At 43.9% G+C, this 20,694-nt stretch carries 19 protein-coding genes; 8 read left to right on the forward strand and 11 right to left on the reverse strand.

The annotated features are described in order from the left end of the window. Positions 1-15 precede the first annotated feature (15 nt). The 9 genes from corA to N2K84_RS09975 all read right to left on the reverse strand — a co-directional run bounded on the left by corA (position 16) and on the right by N2K84_RS09975 (position 9,565). The gene (gene corA / locus N2K84_RS09935; protein WP_282591652.1) at positions 16-1,089 is read right to left on the reverse strand and encodes a magnesium/cobalt transporter CorA; all 1,074 of its coding nucleotides are present in this window, start codon (positions 1,087-1,089) and stop codon (positions 16-18) included. A gap of 110 nt (positions 1,090-1,199) precedes the next feature. Next, the gene (locus N2K84_RS09940; protein ID WP_282591653.1) at positions 1,200-2,135 is read right to left on the reverse strand and encodes a BsuBI/PstI family type II restriction endonuclease; all 936 of its coding nucleotides are present in this window, start codon (positions 2,133-2,135) and stop codon (positions 1,200-1,202) included. Then, complete coding sequence (locus N2K84_RS09945) at positions 2,083-3,681, reverse strand: Eco57I restriction-modification methylase domain-containing protein (protein ID WP_282591654.1); 1,599 nt, start codon at positions 3,679-3,681, stop codon at positions 2,083-2,085. Before N2K84_RS09945 ends, N2K84_RS09940 begins: the two co-directional genes overlap by 53 nt. Before the next feature lie 219 nt (positions 3,682-3,900). Continuing rightward, positions 3,901-5,619, reverse strand: coding sequence for a serine hydrolase domain-containing protein (locus N2K84_RS09950; RefSeq protein ID WP_282591655.1), 1,719 nt, complete (start codon positions 5,617-5,619; stop codon positions 3,901-3,903). Between the two features lie 104 nt (positions 5,620-5,723). Beyond that, entirely contained in the window at positions 5,724-6,935 is a 1,212-nt protein-coding gene (locus N2K84_RS09955) for a serine hydrolase domain-containing protein (RefSeq protein ID WP_282591656.1), read from the reverse strand. A 3-nt stretch (positions 6,936-6,938) separates the two neighbouring features. After that, positions 6,939-7,637: a DUF4386 domain-containing protein gene (locus N2K84_RS09960; protein ID WP_282591657.1), complete on the reverse strand. Its 699-nt coding sequence runs from the start codon at positions 7,635-7,637 to the stop codon at positions 6,939-6,941. A gap of 316 nt (positions 7,638-7,953) precedes the next feature. Then, a complete protein-coding gene (locus tag N2K84_RS09965; protein WP_282591658.1) occupies positions 7,954-8,655 on the reverse strand; it encodes a peroxiredoxin in 702 nt (233 codons plus the stop codon). 6 nt (positions 8,656-8,661) lie between these two features. After that, the gene (locus N2K84_RS09970; protein WP_282591659.1) at positions 8,662-9,123 is read right to left on the reverse strand and encodes a Dps family protein; all 462 of its coding nucleotides are present in this window, start codon (positions 9,121-9,123) and stop codon (positions 8,662-8,664) included. 16 nt (positions 9,124-9,139) lie between these two features. Further along, positions 9,140-9,565 carry a Fur family transcriptional regulator gene (locus tag N2K84_RS09975; protein ID WP_282591660.1) on the reverse strand — a complete coding sequence of 142 codons (426 nt, stop codon included), beginning with the start codon at positions 9,563-9,565 and terminating at the stop codon, positions 9,140-9,142. 267 nt (positions 9,566-9,832) lie between these two features. On the opposite strand from N2K84_RS09975, the gene N2K84_RS09980 reads away from it, so the two are divergent. The 3 genes from N2K84_RS09980 to N2K84_RS09990 all read left to right on the forward strand — a co-directional run bounded on the left by N2K84_RS09980 (position 9,833) and on the right by N2K84_RS09990 (position 13,049). Beyond that, positions 9,833-10,135, forward strand: coding sequence for a PDZ domain-containing protein (locus N2K84_RS09980; protein WP_282591681.1), 303 nt, complete (start codon positions 9,833-9,835; stop codon positions 10,133-10,135). Positions 10,136-10,454: 319 nt separating this feature from the next. After that, entirely contained in the window at positions 10,455-11,087 is a 633-nt protein-coding gene (locus N2K84_RS09985; protein WP_282591661.1) for a hypothetical protein, read from the forward strand. A gap of 432 nt (positions 11,088-11,519) precedes the next feature. Continuing rightward, the gene (locus N2K84_RS09990; protein ID WP_282591662.1) at positions 11,520-13,049 is read left to right on the forward strand and encodes a pectate lyase; all 1,530 of its coding nucleotides are present in this window, start codon (positions 11,520-11,522) and stop codon (positions 13,047-13,049) included. Positions 13,050-13,258: 209 nt separating this feature from the next. Here the strand turns inward: N2K84_RS09990 and N2K84_RS09995 are convergent, their stop codons facing one another. Next, the gene (locus tag N2K84_RS09995; RefSeq protein WP_282591663.1) at positions 13,259-13,516 is read right to left on the reverse strand and encodes a hypothetical protein; all 258 of its coding nucleotides are present in this window, start codon (positions 13,514-13,516) and stop codon (positions 13,259-13,261) included. Between the two features lie 441 nt (positions 13,517-13,957). Here N2K84_RS09995 and N2K84_RS10000 point away from each other — a divergent pair, with 441 nt between their 5' ends. From N2K84_RS10000 to N2K84_RS10010, 3 genes are read left to right on the forward strand one after another with little or no spacing between them, the layout of a single operon-like run. Beyond that, positions 13,958-14,464, forward strand: coding sequence for an RNA polymerase sigma factor (locus N2K84_RS10000; protein ID WP_282591664.1), 507 nt, complete (start codon positions 13,958-13,960; stop codon positions 14,462-14,464). A 1-nt stretch (position 14,465) separates the two neighbouring features. Then, positions 14,466-15,131, forward strand: a complete 666-nt coding sequence (locus N2K84_RS10005) for a hypothetical protein (protein WP_282591665.1) — start codon at positions 14,466-14,468, stop codon at positions 15,129-15,131. A gap of 38 nt (positions 15,132-15,169) precedes the next feature. Next, positions 15,170-15,946, forward strand: coding sequence for a GNAT family N-acetyltransferase (locus tag N2K84_RS10010; RefSeq protein WP_282591666.1), 777 nt, complete (start codon positions 15,170-15,172; stop codon positions 15,944-15,946). 56 nt (positions 15,947-16,002) lie between these two features. Here N2K84_RS10010 and N2K84_RS10015 read toward each other — a convergent pair whose 3' ends face one another. After that, positions 16,003-17,844, reverse strand: coding sequence for a YgiQ family radical SAM protein (locus N2K84_RS10015; RefSeq protein ID WP_282591667.1), 1,842 nt, complete (start codon positions 17,842-17,844; stop codon positions 16,003-16,005). Positions 17,845-18,022: 178 nt separating this feature from the next. On the opposite strand from N2K84_RS10015, the gene N2K84_RS10020 reads away from it, so the two are divergent. After that, entirely contained in the window at positions 18,023-19,813 is a 1,791-nt protein-coding gene (locus N2K84_RS10020) for a bifunctional lysophospholipid acyltransferase family protein/GNAT family N-acetyltransferase (RefSeq protein WP_282591668.1), read from the forward strand. A 55-nt stretch (positions 19,814-19,868) separates the two neighbouring features. Then, on the forward strand, positions 19,869-20,579 hold the full coding sequence (locus N2K84_RS10025; RefSeq protein WP_282591669.1) for a GW dipeptide domain-containing protein: 711 nt from the start codon (positions 19,869-19,871) through the stop codon (positions 20,577-20,579). Positions 20,580-20,694: the final 115 nt, after the last annotated feature.

Here is a 20,694-nt window from a genome sequence, read left to right on the forward strand (position 1 = left end):
CAGCACACGATTAAGTTAAAACCATTTTTTCCGTCTCAAATAAAGAATCATTCCGGCAAGAATGAGCAGCATGATCAACCAAACGGCGGCGTATCCGTATTTCCACTGCAACTCGGGCATATGGGCGAAGTTCATTCCGTAAACACCGGCAATAAACGTCAGCGGGATGAATACCGTAGCCACAATGGTCAGCGTCTTCATCACTTGGTTCATCCGGTGTCCCTGCACCGAAAAAAACAGGTTCGTTTTACTTTCCAAGGTTGATAAAATGATGTCACAATTGTCCAGCAAGGTTAAGCATAAATCCTGAATTTCGAGAAAATATTTCAGGTGTCTTTTTTCGATGTATTCATTTTCTTCGCGCTCCGCAATCAGCGTAAATTCTTTGATCGGGAGGATGGCTTTTTTGATGAAGAGCACCGACTTCTTGTTCTGCTCAATTTGTTCTAGTGCCAAGGGCGACAGGTCGGTTTTTACATCCACGAAGTTGAGTTTTTCCACTTCATTGTCGATCTGTTGCAGGGTTTTGAAGTAGTTGTCGAGGATGGCTTCCAGCAGGGTGTAGAGTAAATAGTCGGAACCCCGCTCGCGCAGGATGCCTTTGCTTTCGCGCAAACGGTAGCGCAGGTGCTCAAAATAGTCGGCCTTCTTTTCCTGGAACGACAACAGAAAATTCTTTCCGAACACAAAGCTGATTTGCTCAATCATCAAATCCGAGTTGGAAGGTACGGTCGATTTGATGGTGAGAAAGCAAAAGTTTTCGAATACCTGGAACTTGGGGCGTTGGTTCACATCCAGGATGTCCTGGATGACCAGATTATGGATGCCTTGTTTTTTGCAAACCGAGACAATGGGGGCGGGGTCGCTGATTCCGTACACATTCAGCCAGTAGTGAAAGCCATTGCCCTCGAACCGTTCAATTTGTGCGGGCTGAAGGTTCTTGCTTTCGATGCACTGCTCCCGGTTATACCGAAACAGTTGAATGTCCACTGCTCCGGACGGCTGTGTGCCGGTGAATATAAACTTCTCAGGATCTTGCTTTTTCCGGTTCAGCAGTTGCGAGTTTTTCTGGTTTCTCAGTGTTTTCATTGTTTCATTGATTTTTAAAAACAAGGAATATGCAGAGTTGTCTCATCTTGTTCGTATGTCTATTTCTGGCACACAACGATTTTATGGTATAGTTGAGAAACGTTGGCCGATCATCTTGGGCCCAAAAACCGGTCGCCGTTAAAATGAATCATGTGTTCCGGAAATTCCATTATCCAGACTTCTGTGTCCCAGGCAATCTCAGCTGTATGTTTTTTGAACTCTGAAAAATCGGGAAATGCAGAAACAAAAATCTTACCTGCTTTACAATTTTTCAGAAAGTCCTCCAATTCAACAATTCGCTTCGGGGTCATTGGGCCATGAGATGTAACAGCCTCAATGAGATACAACCAGTTCTTTGATTCGTCGTAAATGACAATGTCTGGCAATTTACTGTGTTCAGTAATCGGGATTCCTATCTTTTCCAGAATTTCTTTGTCGATGTGTAAGTTCTTTTTTTCAGTATCACCGACATAAAGTAAGGTTGAACCTTGTGCAAACCGTGAAGCAAATTCTTCAACAACAGCAGCCTGAACTTCATTGTGCTTTCCGGGTGACAACATCAAAACCCTTCCGTCAGAAAGTTTTAATGGAACTCTGGACATTTCACGGTCTTTACTGTACTTTTCCTTTAACGCACCAATTTCAGATACAAAGTTTTCGACTGCTTTTTTCCAGGTTCTGGTTTGGTAGGTTTTTATCGTCTCCAGTGCTATTTCTGAAATTGCGTAGTGGGCACGAGGACTGTTTACCGGTAAATCCGGAATGTCCGGATTATAATCGGCAATCCCGGCCTGTACAAATTGATGCAGGACTTGTCTTCTAACTGTTTCTCTGGTATTTGGTGCATATTCTTTCTGATAATTCTCAGCAATAAAATTCATTATTCCTTTTGAAACACCATGACTTTGACGGGAAGCCTTCGGCCACTTATCGCTTTCCCGAATATTACATAAAGCAAGTAACGTGTAACCGGAAATTTCATTTTGCTGAGCTTCAGGCAACCCCAACTCTCGTAAAATTGCCTGTGCTTCTTGTATTTTCGACATATGATTTTTCTAAAAGGACTTCATTTACAATGTGATCTATATCCTGCTTTTGAGGCTTTTGACATTTTTTAATTTTACCGCCAATTATGATGATATCGTCCAGTGGCGGCATTTTAATTTGCTTTAATTCAGTAGCTCCCACCTGTGTATTCCCATTAAAAGTTCTGAAATAGGTATCGAACAAACTGCTGCTGTATAGTGCCGAAATTCCCCAGATTTCATTTTCCGATAAATCTCCGTTTGGCCGATGGATATAATTTACATGGTTCTCAAAACCAATCATGTCAGCTGCAAAATAGGATGAGAAAAATGGACAGCAGACCAATCTGCTCTTGTCATCTTTTGAGCTAAATCTTCGAAGTAATATATAGTTTTTATTTTTGAGCAACACTTTTCTCGATTCCTCCGAATTTACGATAAGACTTGGTTTATTCCCTTTTTGAAGTGGATAAACAAATTCCATTTCTTTGATGTTGTGCAACCAAACCAACGGTGAAAGAGAATTACTCATTACTCCTTCTGTTTTCAGAAATTCGGTACAACGAAAAGCAACAACCGGTCCTGTCGATATCTGAATATTGTAGTCATTCAACGTATTTTGCCACTTCTTGAAGATTTCAATCGTGTTTGTTTCCTTTTCATTTGATGGAATAAACAGAATCAGATCCTGTGACTTTAAATCGATAAGAGAACTGGTTTTAAACACTTGTTCCATCGGACGGTTTAATCCTTTATCACATTCAGAAACGGTGATTTTTATTGCGGAATTTAACTGCTTTGTAGCCCGCAGAATAATATTTTCCTGAAGAACATTATCATTCCTGAACATTTTATTTCGTGATTCGAAGATGTGTATGTTTGAAACGCTTACATCGCTGAAAAAGGATTTCCTGAATGCCTTGAAATAATTTCCGGCTGCGAAACTTCTGGGTGTTATAAAAATTAATTCCCCGTCTTCCTTCAGTAACTTGGCAGACACACCCATAAACAAGGAATAAATGTTTGGCTGACCATACACCAATTCTTTTGCAGCAATTGCCCGTTTATCTGTCTTCGGGATTTTAAAATACGGTGGATTTGAAATGATATAGTCGTACTGTTTCGGTTTCTCGACTCCAAACAGTGTTGTCAGATGAAACACGTTTGAATTCTCAAGTACGAAATCAGTTTGTTCAATCCGATAGTTGAATTGAATATTTCTCCCTTCCAGCCAGGAAGCCAGGAAGTCAATTACTTTTTGGGTATCCGGCAAAACATTCTCGTCTGTCTCATACAGCGTCAATTCAATTTCAGAAATCTCCGTCTTCTGAGCTAACTTTTCAATAAGTGAACAGCTCAAGATTCCGGTACCGCAACCAGGGTCAAGAATTGAGACCTTATTTGATTTTGGCTTTGCTAAATTTCCCATGAAATCAGCAATTTGTTTCGGAGTAAAGAATTGTCCGTTATCTCTTTTGTGTTTTTCGGATGAGGAACGAGCATATTCAAGTCCGATAAACTCAGCGAACTCAGAAGGTGATTTGTATCGATCTGGTAACTCCATCATAAAACAAAACTAATCAATCTTGGGCGTGTAGGCAAAATTTTGTTTTGATGTGCATGCTGAAGTAACAGCTTGCGGGGTGTAGCTTACAAATGTGCCAAATGTGCGTTGGCATGTTGCTGTTGTTCATGCAACAAAACGGTTACGCCATATGGCCAGTGGCCATTCCTCTAATTATCAATAGATTTTCCTATAGATGAAAAATACAGGTTCATTTCATTCTCATTTACACGAGGACCTGATTCTCTCTACACTTTTGACAAGGTCTTTAAAGTCCAGATCATATTCATCCATAAACCGAAAGGCGATCACACCACTCGGGAAAAACCATAAGTAATTTGCACCAAAGCCCAACATGTACGTTATATCCGCATCACACCCATTCGCTTTGATATCAGTTGCCCAAAAAGCATGTCTATAGTTTTTTCCCCGATAATCATTGTCGGTGCTGTATCCGGTCCACGCAGTGCGGCCGAGAGCCTCACGGGTTTTCTCTCTGTTCAGCAGTTGTTTTCCTTCATAATTCCCTTCGTTTAAGAACAACAGGGCTATTTTTGCTGCTTCATCAATGGTTGGAAGTGCTCCGTAAGCCAGTCTGGGAATGCCTTTTGATCCGTTGGTTTCCACGGTATGCATTACGGTAAAGTAATCTGCACCTATTGGTATCAAAACATTATCGCGAACCAAATCCCAATAATAAACCGCTACACCTTCCTTTTCCTCTACATAGTTTTGCAGTGCATAGGATAATACAAACAGATTCGTAGAGGCATAGTTAAATTTTTCACCTGGTGCTTCCGGAGTATCTCCGAGGTCGGCAATATTATGAATAGACTCTTCTGCAGTCCTGGCCAGAATAAGCGTATTTAGAAGATGTGCAGCGCTCTCACTTCCAATCGTGCCTGTTACCATGTTTAGCGCGTGAGAAAAAGTTACTCCCTGCCATCCGGGATGCTCAGCCAATGCGGGTACGTAATCCGTAATTAATTCATCAAAAATAGCCTCTCCGTAACGTTCAGCAAAATACAGGATTGAAAGTGCACCTGCCATACTTTTAGTGACAGAATAAAGTCCGTGTCGCATTTCAGCAGGATATGGGTACAGTCCATGACGTGTTTTAGGGGGGTGTAGGTATAGTTTTCCGTCCACTAATAATGCGCCCAGGCTTGTTGGCGCATTGGTATACAATGATTTCTCGAAATAGTCAGCCACCTCATGTTTACTATCAATGGTGCTTAATGGGAAAACGGGGAGTCTTCTCTTTTCGAATTGACGATGTCGCTCGATCACCTGAGTCGAATCGGCATAATGCTTAGGTTCGTATTTTGCCTGCAACCTGACAAGCATGTTACCTACCTGATGATCATTAAGATCTGCCGTTTCTTGGCTGCATTGTACACAGACATTACTCATGGTATCCGCTTTATAAACGAAAGTGGCTACGCAATTTCGGGCTTGCCCTATATACCGGTCGGTTAAGGTTATTGGAAACGATGCACGGCTCCATTCACCATCTTGTGCTTCCTGCCATACCTTTCCCACGCCCACCATTACATCCCAGAAACTTTTACTATGATTCCTTGTGATGATGAGGTTTTTTTGAATCGGAATGAGTTCTCCATCCTTTGTGATAAAGTCAATGGTAATTCCCGGAAAGATATTTTCCCCTTCATAGGGTTCTCTTCCTTGAGGATAGGTCATCGTCATTTCTGTATCATGAAACGAAACAGAACCGGACAAGCCCTGTGTAGCTTCGCCTGCCCAGTCCGGTAAGGTATAATAACTCATATCCATGTATGCAAGCAAGCTGTCTCCCTGCAACTGTTCAACGGTTAGTTCATCGCGCGGTTGTGTTAGTTTTGGACCATTCCATTGGTCTGGCTTGTTCCGGCAAGAATTAATAAGCAAAACGAAGTATAGGAGTATTGAAAATATTTTCATAGGACGTATTGGTTTACCATTTGTATCTGTAATATATCATTCAATATATTAAAGTTTACCTATTTTGATTTCTGAAATTTAACTCAATTCATATAATCTATTAATTAATCTAATTGTTCAGCGACATGCCATAAATCAAAATCCCCATAATGTTCCAAGGAGTTACCACAATGAACAATTATGATTTCCTTATCTGGAATAACATAGATGTTTTGTCCTAAATTTCCGGAAGCTGCAAATTGGAAAGTAGAATCACAGTTTGAATGCCCCCACCATTGATAACCGTAATAAATCTTCTTGCAACCATCTCCAAACCAGTCGGGATAGATATTGCGAGGTATAGCCTTATTTTCCCGTGTTGACTGTAATACCCAATTTTTAGAGATAATTTGATTTTCATTCCAGTTGCCCTCATATAGGAACAGACGTCCAAATCTGGCGTAATCAATTGCTCTTGCTATTAAACGGCTGGGCATATATTCAAATCCTGATTTTTTACTGTCGAAGGAGAATAATGCATCGTATTCCATTATTCTTGACCATAGTTTCTCTTCAAGATATTCCGATACACTTTTTTTAGTTGCCCTTTCAATTATTAATCCCAAATAGCTGGTATTGTAATTGCAATATTGAAAGTTACCTCCCGGCTCAGTTGCGATTTTAACCTTTTTAAGCAACAGTTTTCGAACATTTGGATGGTAATACCCTACTGCCTCATCATGCCACGGAGCGTGAATATATGTTCCCGGAATGTAACTGGTATTGTATTCAAGTCCAGAGCGCATTTCCAATAAATGCTCAATGGTGATTTTACCGAACCTTGTATCCCTTTTCAGCAATTCCGGAATATACTTTGTGAGTTTGTCATCAACACTTGTAATTAAACCATCGTCAATAGCTGCCCCAATTAGAAATGAAATAAATGATTTTGCCATGGATTGCGAATGGAAATAAGAATCTCTATTGAAACCATTAAAGTATTTTTCATACAAAATAGTATCCTTACGGATAAAAATCAGGGCTGTGGTTTGCGATTTTTCTGCCCATTCATCAAATGTTTTAAATCCGGAGTGCGAAACCCTATCCTGAAACAGACCTTCAACATATTCTTTATCATGACTTTTGGTGAATTCGAACGCACTCTCAGCACCATTTATGGTTCTGTTTTCATAGAGTTGGTAATCATAAACGTCAGCTACATTTTGCGTAATCAAACGGTAAACATATACAGGAGAATATTTAACGGATAAAATAGCCAGAATAAGAATCAGAAGAACAAATGGTGTTAATGCAATTATTTTAATTGTTCTTTTCATTTTTTAAGCTTTGATTTTGGAGACTGATTTTCTGAATCCATTGTAAATTAACCAGAAAGCCAGCAAAATTTCCGCAAGTGCCATGGGCAGGGCAAGAATATTCTCAACTGAGTCTAGTATGTTGGTGTTGAATAAGCTTAACCGCCGGGAGCTATGTAAAAACGTATAACTAATCCCACCGAAATATAACAAATAACCCAATAACCCGGGTACTGACTTTGATTTAACCGATAAATATCCCAAGCCGATTAAGTGCAATCCAAATATAATGAGGCCAATAGACCATAGTTTTTCAAACAGTTGTATATGAGATGCGGTTTCAGATATGGTAAGTTCATCTGATATTGGGTTGCCTGAAGATAAGATAGGAATTATTTTAAACAGCTGCACAATGGCAATCCCTAGTATTAAGGTATAAATGATTCTTATTGAGGCAGTTAATGTCGATATTTGCTTTGATGTCTTGCTAAAGAAGAAATACAATGCAATGGCCACAATTAAGTCGGTAATCAGAATTAAACTCCAACCAGACAATTCGGCAAAAAACAGTGATTTATTAGCGATCAGATTATTTAAAGTATTTTCAGGAGAATCTGTAACCAGATTATTGTGAGCATATCCGAAAGAGAAACCTGCGACAATGGCCATAATAACCAATGAAATACCTGCAATGATTCCTTGTTTTTTCTCTTTGTTGTGCATTTTAAAACAGGTTTAACTCTATTTGTTTAAAACACCAATAATTCTTTTTTGTTCTCAATCTAAGGTGATTGTAACTCTGTTGTCTGTACCCCTAAAGTTATCTCAGGTGATGGCTTCAATATTTATTTCTAAGGTTTTCAAGGCACGTTTATCATCGATTCATCCTGGCACGTTCTACAACGGTACGTGCATGACTGGCAGCTGATGGAGTGAGTTTCCTATCAAGTTACCACAAAAATAAATGCGGGGCAGAACGCTTGAATGCATTACAAACCCCGGCATTATTTATACGATGTAGTGGTCGTGGGAGTGTTTATTAGCTTAATATTTCTTCAATAGTAATATAATCACCAACATGACCAGTCATTTTCTCAACGTCGGTATTGACAGGTAAAGTTTTCTTTCCTGGTCTCCACCCGGCTGGACAAACTTCTCCGGTTTTGCTGGCATATTGCCAAGCCTGAATTTGCCGAATAAATTCGTTTACATTCCTGCCAACCGAATCAGCCTGAACTTCCTGAGCAACACAAATACCATCAGGATTAAAGAGGAAACGCCCCCTAAGAGCAACTCCTTCTTCTTCAACCAATACTCCAAATGCACGGCTTACCTCTTGGTTTGAATCAGCACCCATTGTTAATTTCAATCCTTTTAGTATGGGTTCGGTTTCTGCAAATCGTTTATGCGAGAACTTAGAATCAACCGATACTGCCAATATTTCGACATTCATTTCCTGAAACTCATCGTAATGGGCATTCATTGCTGCTATTTCTGTTGGGCAAACAAATGTGAAATCGGCAGGATAAAAACAAATTACAGCCCATTTGCCTTTGTAATCATCACTTTTAACAGTTGTATAATGTCCGGTTTTTGCATCGTAGGCATCCATTTCAAATTCCGGCATTAGCTGCCTTACCATTGTTGAACTCATAGGTTTTTCCTCCAAATTTATATTTTGTACTAAGTTTTCTTTATTTTCTTTTTTCTTAAGTGGTTTTACACCTGTTGCGCATCCCATAATCAGTTATTTTAAAAGTGCATTAAACATCCAAACCATTTTTTCCTGTTCCCCGATAAATCCTGACATTAGACTTGCGGTTCCATCATCATCATTATCGGATGCCAAGGCTAGAATTTCACGTTCAGCTTCTAAAAGTTTAGCGGTATCTTCAAGAAGAGCTTTAATGGTATCTTCCGCAGAACTTACATTTAATCGTTCTTTAATTGAGGAAACTTTAATATACTCCGAAAAAGAGTGTAAAGGTTTTCCATCGAGCATTAAAATACGCTCAGCTATTTCATCAGCCATCTCATTTAGACTGTTATAGACGTCCTCAAATTTTGCATGTAAGGCAAAAAACTGTTTGCCAACTACATTCCAATGGTATCCACGTACATTCATATACATGATTTGAACATTGCTCAAATAAGCATTTAGTTTTTCTACCATTTCATTTTTGTACTTGTCTTTTAATCCGATGTTCATAATTGTCTGTTTTTAATTAATGATTAATGTTTTTGTGTTTAATAAAGTTGCCTGTAATACTGACCGTTATGTCTTCAATTAAAAAATTGTCGATTTTGTTTTCATTAAAAAAGTCAACAAGAAGTTTGTCCAGCTTTTCGTTATTATAATCTTCGATGTAATCACATGAAAGACAATACAAATGGTGGTGATTTTCCAGGATACCATCATATCGCATCACATCTTTTTCAGTTTTAACCTTTTTAATCAGGTTATTTTCCACAAGCGTTTCCAACACTTTATAAACTGTTCCTGAACCAATATTTAGGTCTTTTTTCTTGATATAAGCCAGGATATTCTCCGCAGTAGGGTGATTATTAAGCTTATGAATAGCCTCTAAGACACGCATTCTTTGAGGAGTAACTTTTATTCCTTTTGCTGAAATTAAATTTCTTATTTCCAAGCTTTTTACCATTGTAATAACCTCTAATCACGAATGATTCATAACTAACTATTGTTCAAAATTAAGAGATAATCTGAATAGAACCAACGAATATTTAGTTTAAATCAGATTTGCTGATTAATAGTTATTCTCGTTTTTTTGATCTTACCTTGGTGCTGTGCTGTAAGGCACTTTTATCATCGATTCATCCTGGCACGAAAAGGAGTGAAGCGGAAACCCGCAGCGTGAATTGCCGATTCGAAACAGCGGCGGGATTCATATAACAATATAGGCTGTTCTTTTGAAGCAAATTCGAACCGGGTATTTGGCATCAGCGCCCAACCTTTAAGCGAATCCGAACGGGAGCGTTTGGGCATGACAGCATACGCCGGGTTCCGGGTTACCTCGGTGGTGGAGGGGAGTGTGGCCGCACAAATGCAACTTGCCGTTGGCGATATCATCGTCGGTATTAACGGTACGCCGTTTCAGGATATGGATGAATTCCGGAAGCTGATTTCTTCGGATATTGCTTCGGTGAAAGCAGTCCGTAACGGTCAGGAAGTAACTTTATATCCAGCTATGACCTTTTAGAAGGCAGCCTTAAGCACCATTCGCAACGTATCCGGTTTAGCGATTTTTCTCATCGTAAAATCGCTAAACCGGATATATCAATCAGCAGGTCTATAGTAAAAAAATACAGCCGAAGCATAGAAAAGGGAAGCAGGCGTAAAGCACCCCATTCATCATTCGACATTCATCAATCAACATTACTAAGGCTCTTCCTTCGCCTTTCCGAGGGACAAACATGGTGTTTAATAAAAGTTTTCTGTAAGCTTTCTCTAAGCTTATTATATATTAACTTAGGGAAATCTTAGTGAATAATTAGTTATTCTTTATTTAAACAGCAAACATGGCACGAACGAAAGGTATAGGAGGACTACAGCTAAGCGGTAAGCTGGGCAATCTGGTTTTTGTTCCTTACGGCGACGAAACCATTGTCCGCATGGCCCCCGAAAAACGGAAAAGCGACAGTTGGAGCCAAAAGCAACAAGAACATCGACGGCGGTTTTATGGGGTGAATGTATTGTACCGGAAGGTGAAACAGGAATTTGCAGAGCCGATCTGGAAGCTTTCGTCCACGAAAAAACATACCGGTTACAACTTATTTATCAAGGCCAACCTGCCGGCCTTCGGCGAATTTGGGCAACTGGTTGACCAAAGCCTGCTTCATTTTTCCTGTGGGCCGCTGCCCCTGCCCAAAAATCTATCTGTCAAGCGATCGGGAGATCAGCCAGCGGAGGTACATATTAGCTGGAAGCCCCGTTGTTTCACACAACAGGAAGCAGCCGACGACGAGCTTTGCCTGGTATTGCTGGGCGATCCGTATGAGGCGAGGCTTGTTGGCTGCGGCGTGGGCCGGGGAGCCGGCGCTTACATCCTTCACCTTAACGAACAGCAAGCACAGGAACACCCGGCGCTTTTCCTCTTCTTCCGGCGTAAAGATGCTTCGTGCTACTCGGACGATAAATTTTTCCGGGTATAAGATTTGGAAAGATTAGTTTGGTAGGTTGGTCACGATGTGCAGTGACTTCACCTGGCTTTCCCGTGGGTTAGTTTGTTAGTCACGATGTATCGTGACCTTACCGGGCTTTCTCTTATATGATGTTTCCGGTTTTACCCGGCACACAGGGTCACGGTATGCTGTGGCCGGGAGGCTGGTTACGACTGTCGTGAGTAACTGTGAGGGAATGGCTTCGCTTAAATCATCATCCATCAAAATAAATCCGCGCCGTCGGTGTCCAATTCGTTGAGGCAAAGCGCCCCGGCAGATAATCTTTTCGGGCAAGTGCGACCTGTCGGGACAATGGATCAAAAAACATTGAAAACGTTTTCATAAAATGCCCGAAAAACTTGTTCGTCTTGTTGATTTTACTGAATTTTAACCCCAGTTTTTTACTTATTTACCAATAAAATCATGAGAACAATTCATCGAATTATCAGCAGAAGTTTGCTGCTACTAGCTCTTCTAAGCGCAGTGACAGGCATGCATGCACAGGAGAGTGCTTCTTCTTCGGCACTGCCCGAACCCGGACAGATCCCCCCACATCCGCCCCGGTTGCCTGAGGGCGCCATTCCGGCATTTCCCGGCGCCTGGGGAGCCGGCATGTTTACCACAGGCGGGCGTGGAGGACAGGTGATCGCCGTCACCAATCTGAACGACAGTGGCCCGGGAAGCCTGCGTGCCGCTCTTGAAGCCGAAGGGCCTCGCATGGTGGTGTTTCGCGTGGCCGGAACCATCCACGTAGACGGAGACCTGAATATCAATCACCCCGACATTACCATTGCTGGTCAGTCCGCCCCCGGCGACGGTATCTGTATTGCGGGAACCCTGAATATCAACACGCACAACGTGATTGTACGGCATCTTCGTGTGCGTCGCGGGGTTCCGGTTGGCGGACAAGGCGACGATAACATCGGGGGAAATCCGGCCCGTGATATCATCATCGACCATTGTTCGACCAGTTGGGGCATGGACGAAAACATTTCGCTCTACCGGCACATGAGACCCTCGCTCGACGGAAGCACCCAAATCAAAGATCCGGTGCAAAACGTTACGATTCAGTGGACAATCTCCAGCGAAGCGCTCGATGCCCGCGGTCACGCTTTTGGCGGCACCTGGGGCGGCAACCCGTCCACGTTTCATCACAACCTTTTTGCGTGCAACACGGCCCGTAACCCCTCCATTGGCATGTCGGGCCCGTTTGATTTTCGCTACAATGTGATCTTCAACTGGCGCCACCGCACCATGGATGGCGGCGACGAAACTTCTCTTGTAAACGTTATCAATAATTACTACAGACCCGGTCCGGCTACCAACGAGAACATGCGTGCCGTTTTTGCCCGTATCGAGCAACGCAGCATGTATTCACCCGGCAGCGCCTGGGCTGAAGGGGGTTGGTATCCCAAAGCCGAAAACCGGCCTGGCAAATGGTATGTGGCCGGCAATATCATGCACGGGAATCAGGAGATCACCCAAAACAACTGGGCCGGCATGCGCGGTCCCGAGGAACTGGCGCGTGTGAACACGCCGTTCGAAGGCTGGCCTGTTGCGCCACATCAAACTGCCGATGTTGTTTTCGAATCGGTACTTGCCAACGTGGGTGCCACGCTGCCCCGGCGCGATGCGGTTGATGCACGTGTTACGGAAATGGTTCGCAGCGGAAAACCGATGACGGAGACCGGTATCATTAAAGACATTTCGGAGGTGGGAGGTTATCCTGAATTAACGTATGATCCGGCCAAGTTGCCGGTTGATACGGACGGCGACGGTATGCCCGATGCCTGGGAAATCAAAAACGGGCTGAATCAGCATGATGCTTCAGATGGCGCAGTGGATTCGGACGGCGATGGTTATACCAACGTTGAAGAATACCTTAACGGTACCAACCCGAACGAGAAAATTAACTACCGCAACCTCGGTAACAACGTGGATACCATCAGCTGATGAAAACCACAGACAGCAAGCCCCTTGTTTGAGCAACGCGACGACAGGGGGCTTGTTTGTTCAGTCGCAGTATTCAGTCGCCAGTCGCTGTTGACAGTTCGCGGGACCACAGCGAAACGGCCAGCGGAATAGACAGCTGCTATTCATCAATCATCATTCAACAATCATCATTCAAAAGTTCTGCCTCTTGTATTTTACTCAGCCGTGTCTTAACATCTTCCCCGGGCGCAGGGGCTGTTGGTGATAAAAATACCAAACCCGAGTCCCATCAGGATGTTGGAGAGGGCTTCGCTACTCCACAGCACGCTCGAATCTGCCGGAGCCGAGAAATAAAAAAAAGCATATCCCAATAAGGCGCCCAGTCCGGCGGCCAGCATGGTTTTTCTCAAATGGGGCGATTTCAGTGCCCGGCTTAGCCAGTTGCCTTCCGGTTTCAGATCCAGCTGCTTAAATTGAAAAGGTTTCATTGTGTCTTTTAAAATTGTGCCGGCAAGTATAGCTAAACAAACGGTCATTTTCTGTGATCCGGGTCACACAGCGATATGTTCAGCCATTGAAAGATGAAGTCTATCCGGATCAGTAGTCTGCCTGGTTTTAATACCAATCCGGAGAATGGATAGAACTTGATCTGGTCGTGATTCAATAAAATTTACGATAAAGTGTGATTTTTTCTGAGTCAACCGATTAATGGAGCAAATAAACAGTTAAACCATTTTAGTATGAAAAACTTTGTTGAAAACAGGATTCCAGTTTTCTTGTTTTTCGTTGCAGGTACTGGATATCCTCCATCCCTAAAAACAGATTCACCTGAAGATTGTTATCTTGCAGAATGTAAAAACGTTACGGGATGTGATTCCCTGAACCGGCCATGGAAAAGGTCGCATCCCCGCCGTTAAAAACCAATTGAGATGAGAACCAGGAAACCGGATAATCATACAGAAATAGCTGATCTCATTGAGGAGCACCGAAGGCTAATTTATAAGGTCGTAAACAGCTATTGCTTCGATGATCATGAGCAGGAAGACCTAATTCAGGAAATCATTTTTCAAATCATAAAAGGTTACGAAAAGTTTGACCATCAGGTGAAAGTCACCACCTGGATGTATAGAATTGCTTTTAACGTTTCCATATCGCACTATCGAAGCGTGAAAATCCGGAAGAAATATGTTGTTCCAATGCCAGAAAAACTGGTTACAATTGATGAGCAGGACGAGCCGAATTTGGATGAAAACATCTACCGGTTGAGGCAATTTATAGATGAACTTAAACCCTTGAACCGGGCGATCTTAGTTATGTACCTTGATGGAAATAACCATGCCGAAATTTCGGAAGCAATAGGAATTTCGGTTAGTAATGTGGGGACCAAAATCAACCGCATCAAGAAACAATTAAAGAAAAAATTTAATCAAAAATAAAATGGAAAATTTAAACATACAGGAAATCTGGAACCAACACGGAATCTTGCTCGAAAAGACCAGGAAATTAAATGAAAGTCTTTTACGGGAGGTAAAACTGGGTCAGGCAAAATCTTCGTTGAAAAGCCTGCTTTTTCTTCCCATAAGCACATTGCTTTTTTATCTCATCGCAGCATCTTACGGATTGTATTTTACGGTTGTAAATTGGGAAACCTGGTATTTTGCGTTTTCGGGGGCAGTTGTAACTTTTTTTTCGCTGCTGTTTATCGCCTCTTCCATCCGTCAGCTAAAGCAAATTTTGTCAATTGACTACCAAGCGCCTGTCTTGAAACTTCAGAAAGACACTTCGCGAATAAAAGTTTCAGTGGTTTACAATTTGAAAATCGCTGCCTGGATTCTTCCATTTGCGCCTTTTATCGGGTTGTTTTTAGTTAAGGCTTTGTTTAATTTTGATTTGATTCAAATAATAAATGATGGGATGATAGTCTCTTTCGCAGTTGTCACCATCATTCTGGAAATTTTGTCGCTATTTGTTCTTCGTGCACTTCGCCCGGAAAATATCAGTCAAAAATGGCTGAACTGGATGTTGCAAGGAAGTGGCAGTCAGGTTGACGAGGCGCTTGGCTTTCTGACTGAGATAGAAGAATTTGAAAAAGAAGAAAGATAGAGAAGGAGTTTTAAGTGGACTAATTTACTGGCAGTACCATGAAAGAGATCCAAATCATCGATCTGACCCCGGCGAACATTGCGGATTATGGCGTTTGCGGGTATAAAGATTTGACGAAGCATGTTGAACTCCGGAGAAAAATAGCGTGGTTTAAGGAATATTATCCCAAAGGGCTCCGGATAAAAACCATCATTTCGAAAACGGGCGGCTATCAGGGGATGCTGGAGTATATTCCCGGAAAATATGCCCATCGCCCGGTTGAGGCGGACGGCTACCTGTTTATCCACTGCATTTTTGTGGGCTTTAAAACTGACTTCAAAGGGAAAGGTTATGCCTCGGCGTTGCTGGATGAATGCCTGAAAGAGGCAGCAGATCAACAGATGCTTGGTGTTGCCGCTGTAACCAGAAAAGGCCCGTTCATGGCAGGTAACGACATCTTTCTCAAGAAAGGCTTTCGGATTGTTGATCGGGCTGAGCCTGATTTTAATTTGTTGGTGAAACAATTCCAGGATGAATCGCAGGCGCCGAAATTCCGGTCGGATATGAAAGAGAACCTGAAAACATACGGCCAGGGACTGACGATCTTGCGTTCGGTTCAATGTCCGTACACCGAAAAAAATGTTAACGCCATCCTGGAAACAGCTCAAAAGCTAAACCTGCAAGTTAACCGGGTTGATTTGGCCAATGCGGCTGAAGTTCAGAATTCGCCCTGTGCTTTTGGTACGTTCTGCCTGATTTACAATGGCGAAATCCTGAGCTATCACCCTATCAGCAACACCCGGTTTGAGAATATCATGAAAAAGAAGTTGAGATAATTGGATACAATCGTATTCACTTCTTTGCGACTATTGCGCTTCCGGTTTTTCAGTTTTTAATCCAAAATCTTTTTCAGCAAATCTTTCCGGTTCAGCTTTAACAGTTCCTGGCGGATTTGCTGCTGGTATTCGCGTTTGTACCAGAAGAAAAACTTACGTTGTCCGAGCTTTTCTGTTTTGGTTTTGGCCGTGAAAACTTCCTCCATCGTGTAGGGGTGGAATCCGGTGTAAAAGATTACGGTGGCCAGGGTCATGGGCGTGGGCGTAAAATCCTGCACCTGCTCCAGCTTAAAGTCGAGCCGTTTGGTTTCGGCGGCCAGGTTGGCCATATCTTCGTTTTTGCACCCGGGGTGGCTCGAGATGAAGTAGGGAATCAGCTGCTGTTTCAGTCCTTCCTGCTTGTTGATTTCGTTGAATACCTTGTTTAGCTTAAAAAACAGGCCGAACGATGGCTTGCGCATGATGCGGAGCACGTTGTCGGAGGTATGTTCGGGCGCCACTTTCAACCGGCCCGACACGTGGTGCTTGATCACCTCGCGCAGGTAGTTCATGTTGTTGCGGTTTACCTGCTCATCTTTGGTATGGTGCAGAATCATGTCGTAGCGGATGCCGCTGCCGATGAAGGCTTTTTTCACCCTGGGGTTTTTACGCACCTCGCGGTACAGGTCGAGCATGGGCTGGTGGTCGGTGTTCAGGTTTTTGCACACATCGGGGAAAATACACGACGGGCGTTTGCATTTGCGGCAAATCTCCTCGTGGATGCCTTTCATTTTATACATGTTGGCCGAGGGGCCGCCCAGGTCGGAGATGTAGCCTTTGAAATCGGGCATCAGTGTCACCTGTTCCACTTCTTTCAGAATGGACTGTTGCGAGCGGCTGGCGATAAACTTGCCCTGGTGGGCCGAGATGGTGCAAAAGGTGCAGCCGCCAAAACACCCGCGGTGGATGTTGATGGAGTGCCGGATCATGTCGTAGGCCGGAATGGGGGCTTTGCTTTTGTATTTCGGATGGGGCAGCCGGGTGAAGGGCAAATCGTAAAAGCGGTCGATTTCCTTTTCTTCGAGCGGCGGCCAGGGCGGGTTTACCACCACCTGCCGGTTGCCCACCCGTTGGAGGAGCTTATTGGCCTCGGCCTTGTTCGATTCTTCTTCGATGTGCATGAAGTTCTTGGCAAACTTCTTTTTGTCGGCCAGGCACTCTTCGTAGGAATAGAGCTCCAGGCTGTTCCATTTTTTCTGTGTGGCGTAATGCTCTTCGATTCCGGCGAGGAAGGCTGTTTGCGGAATGTTGGTCAGGCTTTTCGGGTCCACGCCTTTTTGTACCAGCCGGGCGTAATCGATGATCGACTTTTCGCCCATCCCGTAAAACAGCAGGTCTGCTTGCGAGTCCACCAGGATCGATGGTTTCAGCTTATCCTGCCAGTAGTCGTAATGGGTAACCCGGCGCAGCGAGGCTTCGATGCCGCCAATCACCAGCGGCACGTCGGGGTAGAGGTTTTTCAGGATATTGCCGTACACAATGGTGGGGTAATCCGGACGTTTGCCGGCCTGCCCGCCCGGCGTGTAGGCATCGTCCGATCGTTTGCGCTTGTTGGCGGTGTAATGGTTCACCATCGAGTCCATGTTCCCGGCGGTGACGGCAAAAAACAGGCGTGGGGCTCCCAGCTTTTTGAAGTCGCGCAGGTCGTCCTGCCAGTTGGGTTGGGGGATGATGGCCACCCGCAGCCCTTCGGCTTCGAGGATGCGGCCAATAACCGCCGCACCAAACGACGGGTGGTCCACATAGGCGTCGCCGGTAAATAAAATCACATCCAGGCTGTCCCAGCCGCGTTCTTCCACTTCTTTTTTGGTGGTTGGTAACCAGTCGGTTGTCTTATATTTCTGATAAAGTATATTCACGTATGCAGTTCATTTTCATTTCAAACGACAAAGGTAAACCGGTTTTGTTCAATTTTAAAGACTTTTGGGTCTTTTTTGGGGTTTCCCCGCCTGATTCTTCCTTCGAAAAAAAAGGACTGAAGGAAGTGTTCAAATTAAGTGTACATTTATACTTTTAGGTGCAACTAAAATTGAATTTATGGAATTGGTCAACCCGAAGGATATTCTGCAAGCGAGTCCGTACCTGGCCTACCTGGGCGGTGAAAATTTGGCAAAGTTCATCATGTACGTTCTTCGCTTTAACAAGTTGAATAAAATATACGGTCAAATTGCTGATAAGCATGGCATTGAATTTATTGATGAACTGATTAAAATACTGGAAATCCGGTACGAATTTGATCCGGCCGATTTGAAAAAGTTGCCCAAAGAAGGGCCTTTTATTGTGGTGGCCAACCATCCGTTTGGCGGGTTGGATGGCATTTTGCTCATTAAGCTGCTGGCGCAGGTTCGCCCCGACACGAAGGTACTGGCTAACTTTCTGCTGAAACGGATTGAGCCGATCAGCGATTTCTTTTTAGCTGTAAACCCCTTCGAAAACCGAAAAGGCGCCAGCTCCAGCATTGGCGGCATCAAAAACGCATTTGAGCATTTGCAGGCGGGGGGTGGCTTATGCATTTTCCCGGCCGGAGAAGTTTCCAGTTACGATGCCTCCAATAAAATTACCGACCGTCAGTGGCAATACCCGGTGCTCAAGTTTATCAAAAAAGCTGGTGTTCCGGTGCTACCTGTTTATTTCGGCGGGCACAACAGCCGCCTGTTCCACCTTATCGGGCGCATTCATCCCAACCTGCGCACGGTGAAGCTGCCTTCCGAATTGCTGAATAAAAAGAAGAAGCCGGTGAAAGTGCGTATTGGCTCGCCCATCCCGGTGAAGGAGCAGGATAATTTTCCGGAAGTCTATCAATTCGGCCGCTATTTGCGGGCCAAAACCTACAGCTTGTGCAGCAGCATGGAAGTGAAGCGCTTTTTCAACTATTCACTGAAACGTCATCCCAAACCGGAGGAAATCGTTGCGCCGGTTGAGAGCGGCATCCTTACCCATGAGATTAAAAATCTGAAGGCGGAGCGGTTGCTTTTTCAGCTAAAGAACTTTGCTGTTTATTGCGCGCCTTCCGGTGAAATACCAAATGTGCTGAATGAAATAGGCCGTTTGCGCGAGGTTACTTTCCGCGAAGTGGGTGAGGGCACCAACCGCAGTATCGATCTCGACGAGTTTGACCTGTATTACAACCAGCTTTTTATTTGGGATGTTGATGCCCAAAAACTGGTTGGCGCTTACCGCATCGGCAAAGGAGACGACATTCTGCACGACTACGGCCCACGCGGCTTTTATGTGCAGAGTTTGTTCCGTCTGAAGGAAGGCTTTGAACCTATTTTGCAGCAGGCGCTCGAATTGGGCCGTTCCTTCATTGTAAAAGAATACCAGCGCCAGCCCATGTCGCTCTTTCTATTGTGGAAGGGTATTTTGTATTTCTTGCTGAAAAACCCGGAATACCGCTACCTGCTGGGCCCGGTGAGCATCAGTAACAACTATTCAAAAATCTCGAAGGAGTTGATCATCCGCTTCATCATGACTCATCATTTCGACTGGAACATGGCCCGGCTGGTGGCCCCGCGCCGTGCCTTCAAGTTTAAAAGCCAGGATGCCAACATGAACGTCATCATGGAAAACCTGAACGATATTAACATGCTCGATAAGTTTATCGGCGATGTGGATGAACTGAACACCGGTTTGCCCGTTTTATTGAAAAAATACATCAAGCTAAACGCGAAAATCGTTGGCTTCAATGTGGACCCGAAATTTAACAACTGCCTGGACGGCCTGATTTTGCTGGATGTGATGGATGTGCCGAAAAGCACCATCGAATCGCTGTCGAAGGAGGTGAACGACGGCTCCATTTTGCAACGCTTTTATTCCAGTCGCGAGTAAGAACGTTTTTGATGAAATGATAATCGAGAGATTTATATAAAAAAAGCAGATGACGATGATGAGATTGATTTTTATATGGATAGCGGGAAGCATGTTATTGTTTTCCTGCACCGGAAAAACGAAAGAAACTGTGCAACCCATTGATGTGGCCACGTTGACGTCTCGCAGGGTGACGGTGGAAGAAGTTATACAAACAACAGCCTACACCTATTTGCGTGTGACGGAAAATGGGAAAGACGTTTGGATGGCCGTGACCAAAATGGATGCAAATGCCGGCGATGTTTATTACTACGACAATGGCCTGGAAATGCTCAATTTTGAAAGTGAGGAACTGGGGCGGGTGTTCGACCGCGTGTTGTTTGTGGAGGATTTGCGTATCCAGCCGAATAAAACCATGAGCATGCACCATGGCATGACCGGGCATGGCCTGAAAGAGGCCGACAGTGCCCGGGAGGATCTTCAGCTGGAGCCGGTTGCAGGTGGTATTACAATTGGTGAACTGTATAAAAACCGGGAGACTTACAGCGGTAAAAAAGTAGTGGTAACCGGAAAAGTGGTAAAAGTGAATAAAGAGATCATGAACCGCAACTGGGTGCATCTGCAAGACGGGACTTCCCACGAAGGCAAGTTCGACCTTACCTTCACGACAAATGAGTCCGTTGAGGTGAATGATATGGTTACCTTCGAAGGAACTGTTTCCGTGGACAAAGACTTCGGTGCCGGATACTTTTACGAATTGATTGTGGAAGAGGCCTCCCTGAAATAAACACCGCTGCCGATCCGCTAAGCTGTTCCACCCAAGAAACGAACGTGTTTATTGATATCCTAACGTAGATGCCTATCCGCTAAGCGGTTCCAAAACGCTAAGCGGATACAGCCAC

It is taken from the genome of Gaoshiqia sediminis (assembly GCF_025907915.1).
In the GTDB taxonomy this organism is placed as follows: domain Bacteria; phylum Bacteroidota; class Bacteroidia; order Bacteroidales; family Prolixibacteraceae; genus Gaoshiqia; species Gaoshiqia sediminis.

Coding starts and splice junctions, on each gene's coding strand:
- corA (WP_282591652.1), bottom strand. CDS start 1,089: ATGAAAACACTGAGAAACCAGAAAAACTCGCAACTGCTGAACCGGAAA.
- N2K84_RS09940 (WP_282591653.1), bottom strand. CDS start 2,135: ATGTCGAAAATACAAGAAGCACAGGCAATTTTACGAGAGTTGGGGTTG.
- N2K84_RS09945 (WP_282591654.1), bottom strand. CDS start 3,681: ATGATGGAGTTACCAGATCGATACAAATCACCTTCTGAGTTCGCTGAG.
- N2K84_RS09950 (WP_282591655.1), bottom strand. CDS start 5,619: ATGAAAATATTTTCAATACTCCTATACTTCGTTTTGCTTATTAATTCT.
- N2K84_RS09955 (WP_282591656.1), bottom strand. CDS start 6,935: ATGAAAAGAACAATTAAAATAATTGCATTAACACCATTTGTTCTTCTG.
- N2K84_RS09960 (WP_282591657.1), bottom strand. CDS start 7,637: ATGCACAACAAAGAGAAAAAACAAGGAATCATTGCAGGTATTTCATTG.
- N2K84_RS09965 (WP_282591658.1), bottom strand. CDS start 8,655: ATGGGATGCGCAACAGGTGTAAAACCACTTAAGAAAAAAGAAAATAAA.
- N2K84_RS09970 (WP_282591659.1), bottom strand. CDS start 9,123: ATGAACATCGGATTAAAAGACAAGTACAAAAATGAAATGGTAGAAAAA.
- N2K84_RS09985 (WP_282591661.1), top strand. CDS start 10,455: ATGGCACGAACGAAAGGTATAGGAGGACTACAGCTAAGCGGTAAGCTG.
- N2K84_RS09990 (WP_282591662.1), top strand. CDS start 11,520: ATGAGAACAATTCATCGAATTATCAGCAGAAGTTTGCTGCTACTAGCT.
- N2K84_RS09995 (WP_282591663.1), bottom strand. CDS start 13,516: ATGAAACCTTTTCAATTTAAGCAGCTGGATCTGAAACCGGAAGGCAAC.
- N2K84_RS10000 (WP_282591664.1), top strand. CDS start 13,958: ATGAGAACCAGGAAACCGGATAATCATACAGAAATAGCTGATCTCATT.
- N2K84_RS10005 (WP_282591665.1), top strand. CDS start 14,466: ATGGAAAATTTAAACATACAGGAAATCTGGAACCAACACGGAATCTTG.
- N2K84_RS10010 (WP_282591666.1), top strand. CDS start 15,170: ATGAAAGAGATCCAAATCATCGATCTGACCCCGGCGAACATTGCGGAT.
- N2K84_RS10020 (WP_282591668.1), top strand. CDS start 18,023: ATGGAATTGGTCAACCCGAAGGATATTCTGCAAGCGAGTCCGTACCTG.
- N2K84_RS10025 (WP_282591669.1), top strand. CDS start 19,869: ATGATGAGATTGATTTTTATATGGATAGCGGGAAGCATGTTATTGTTT.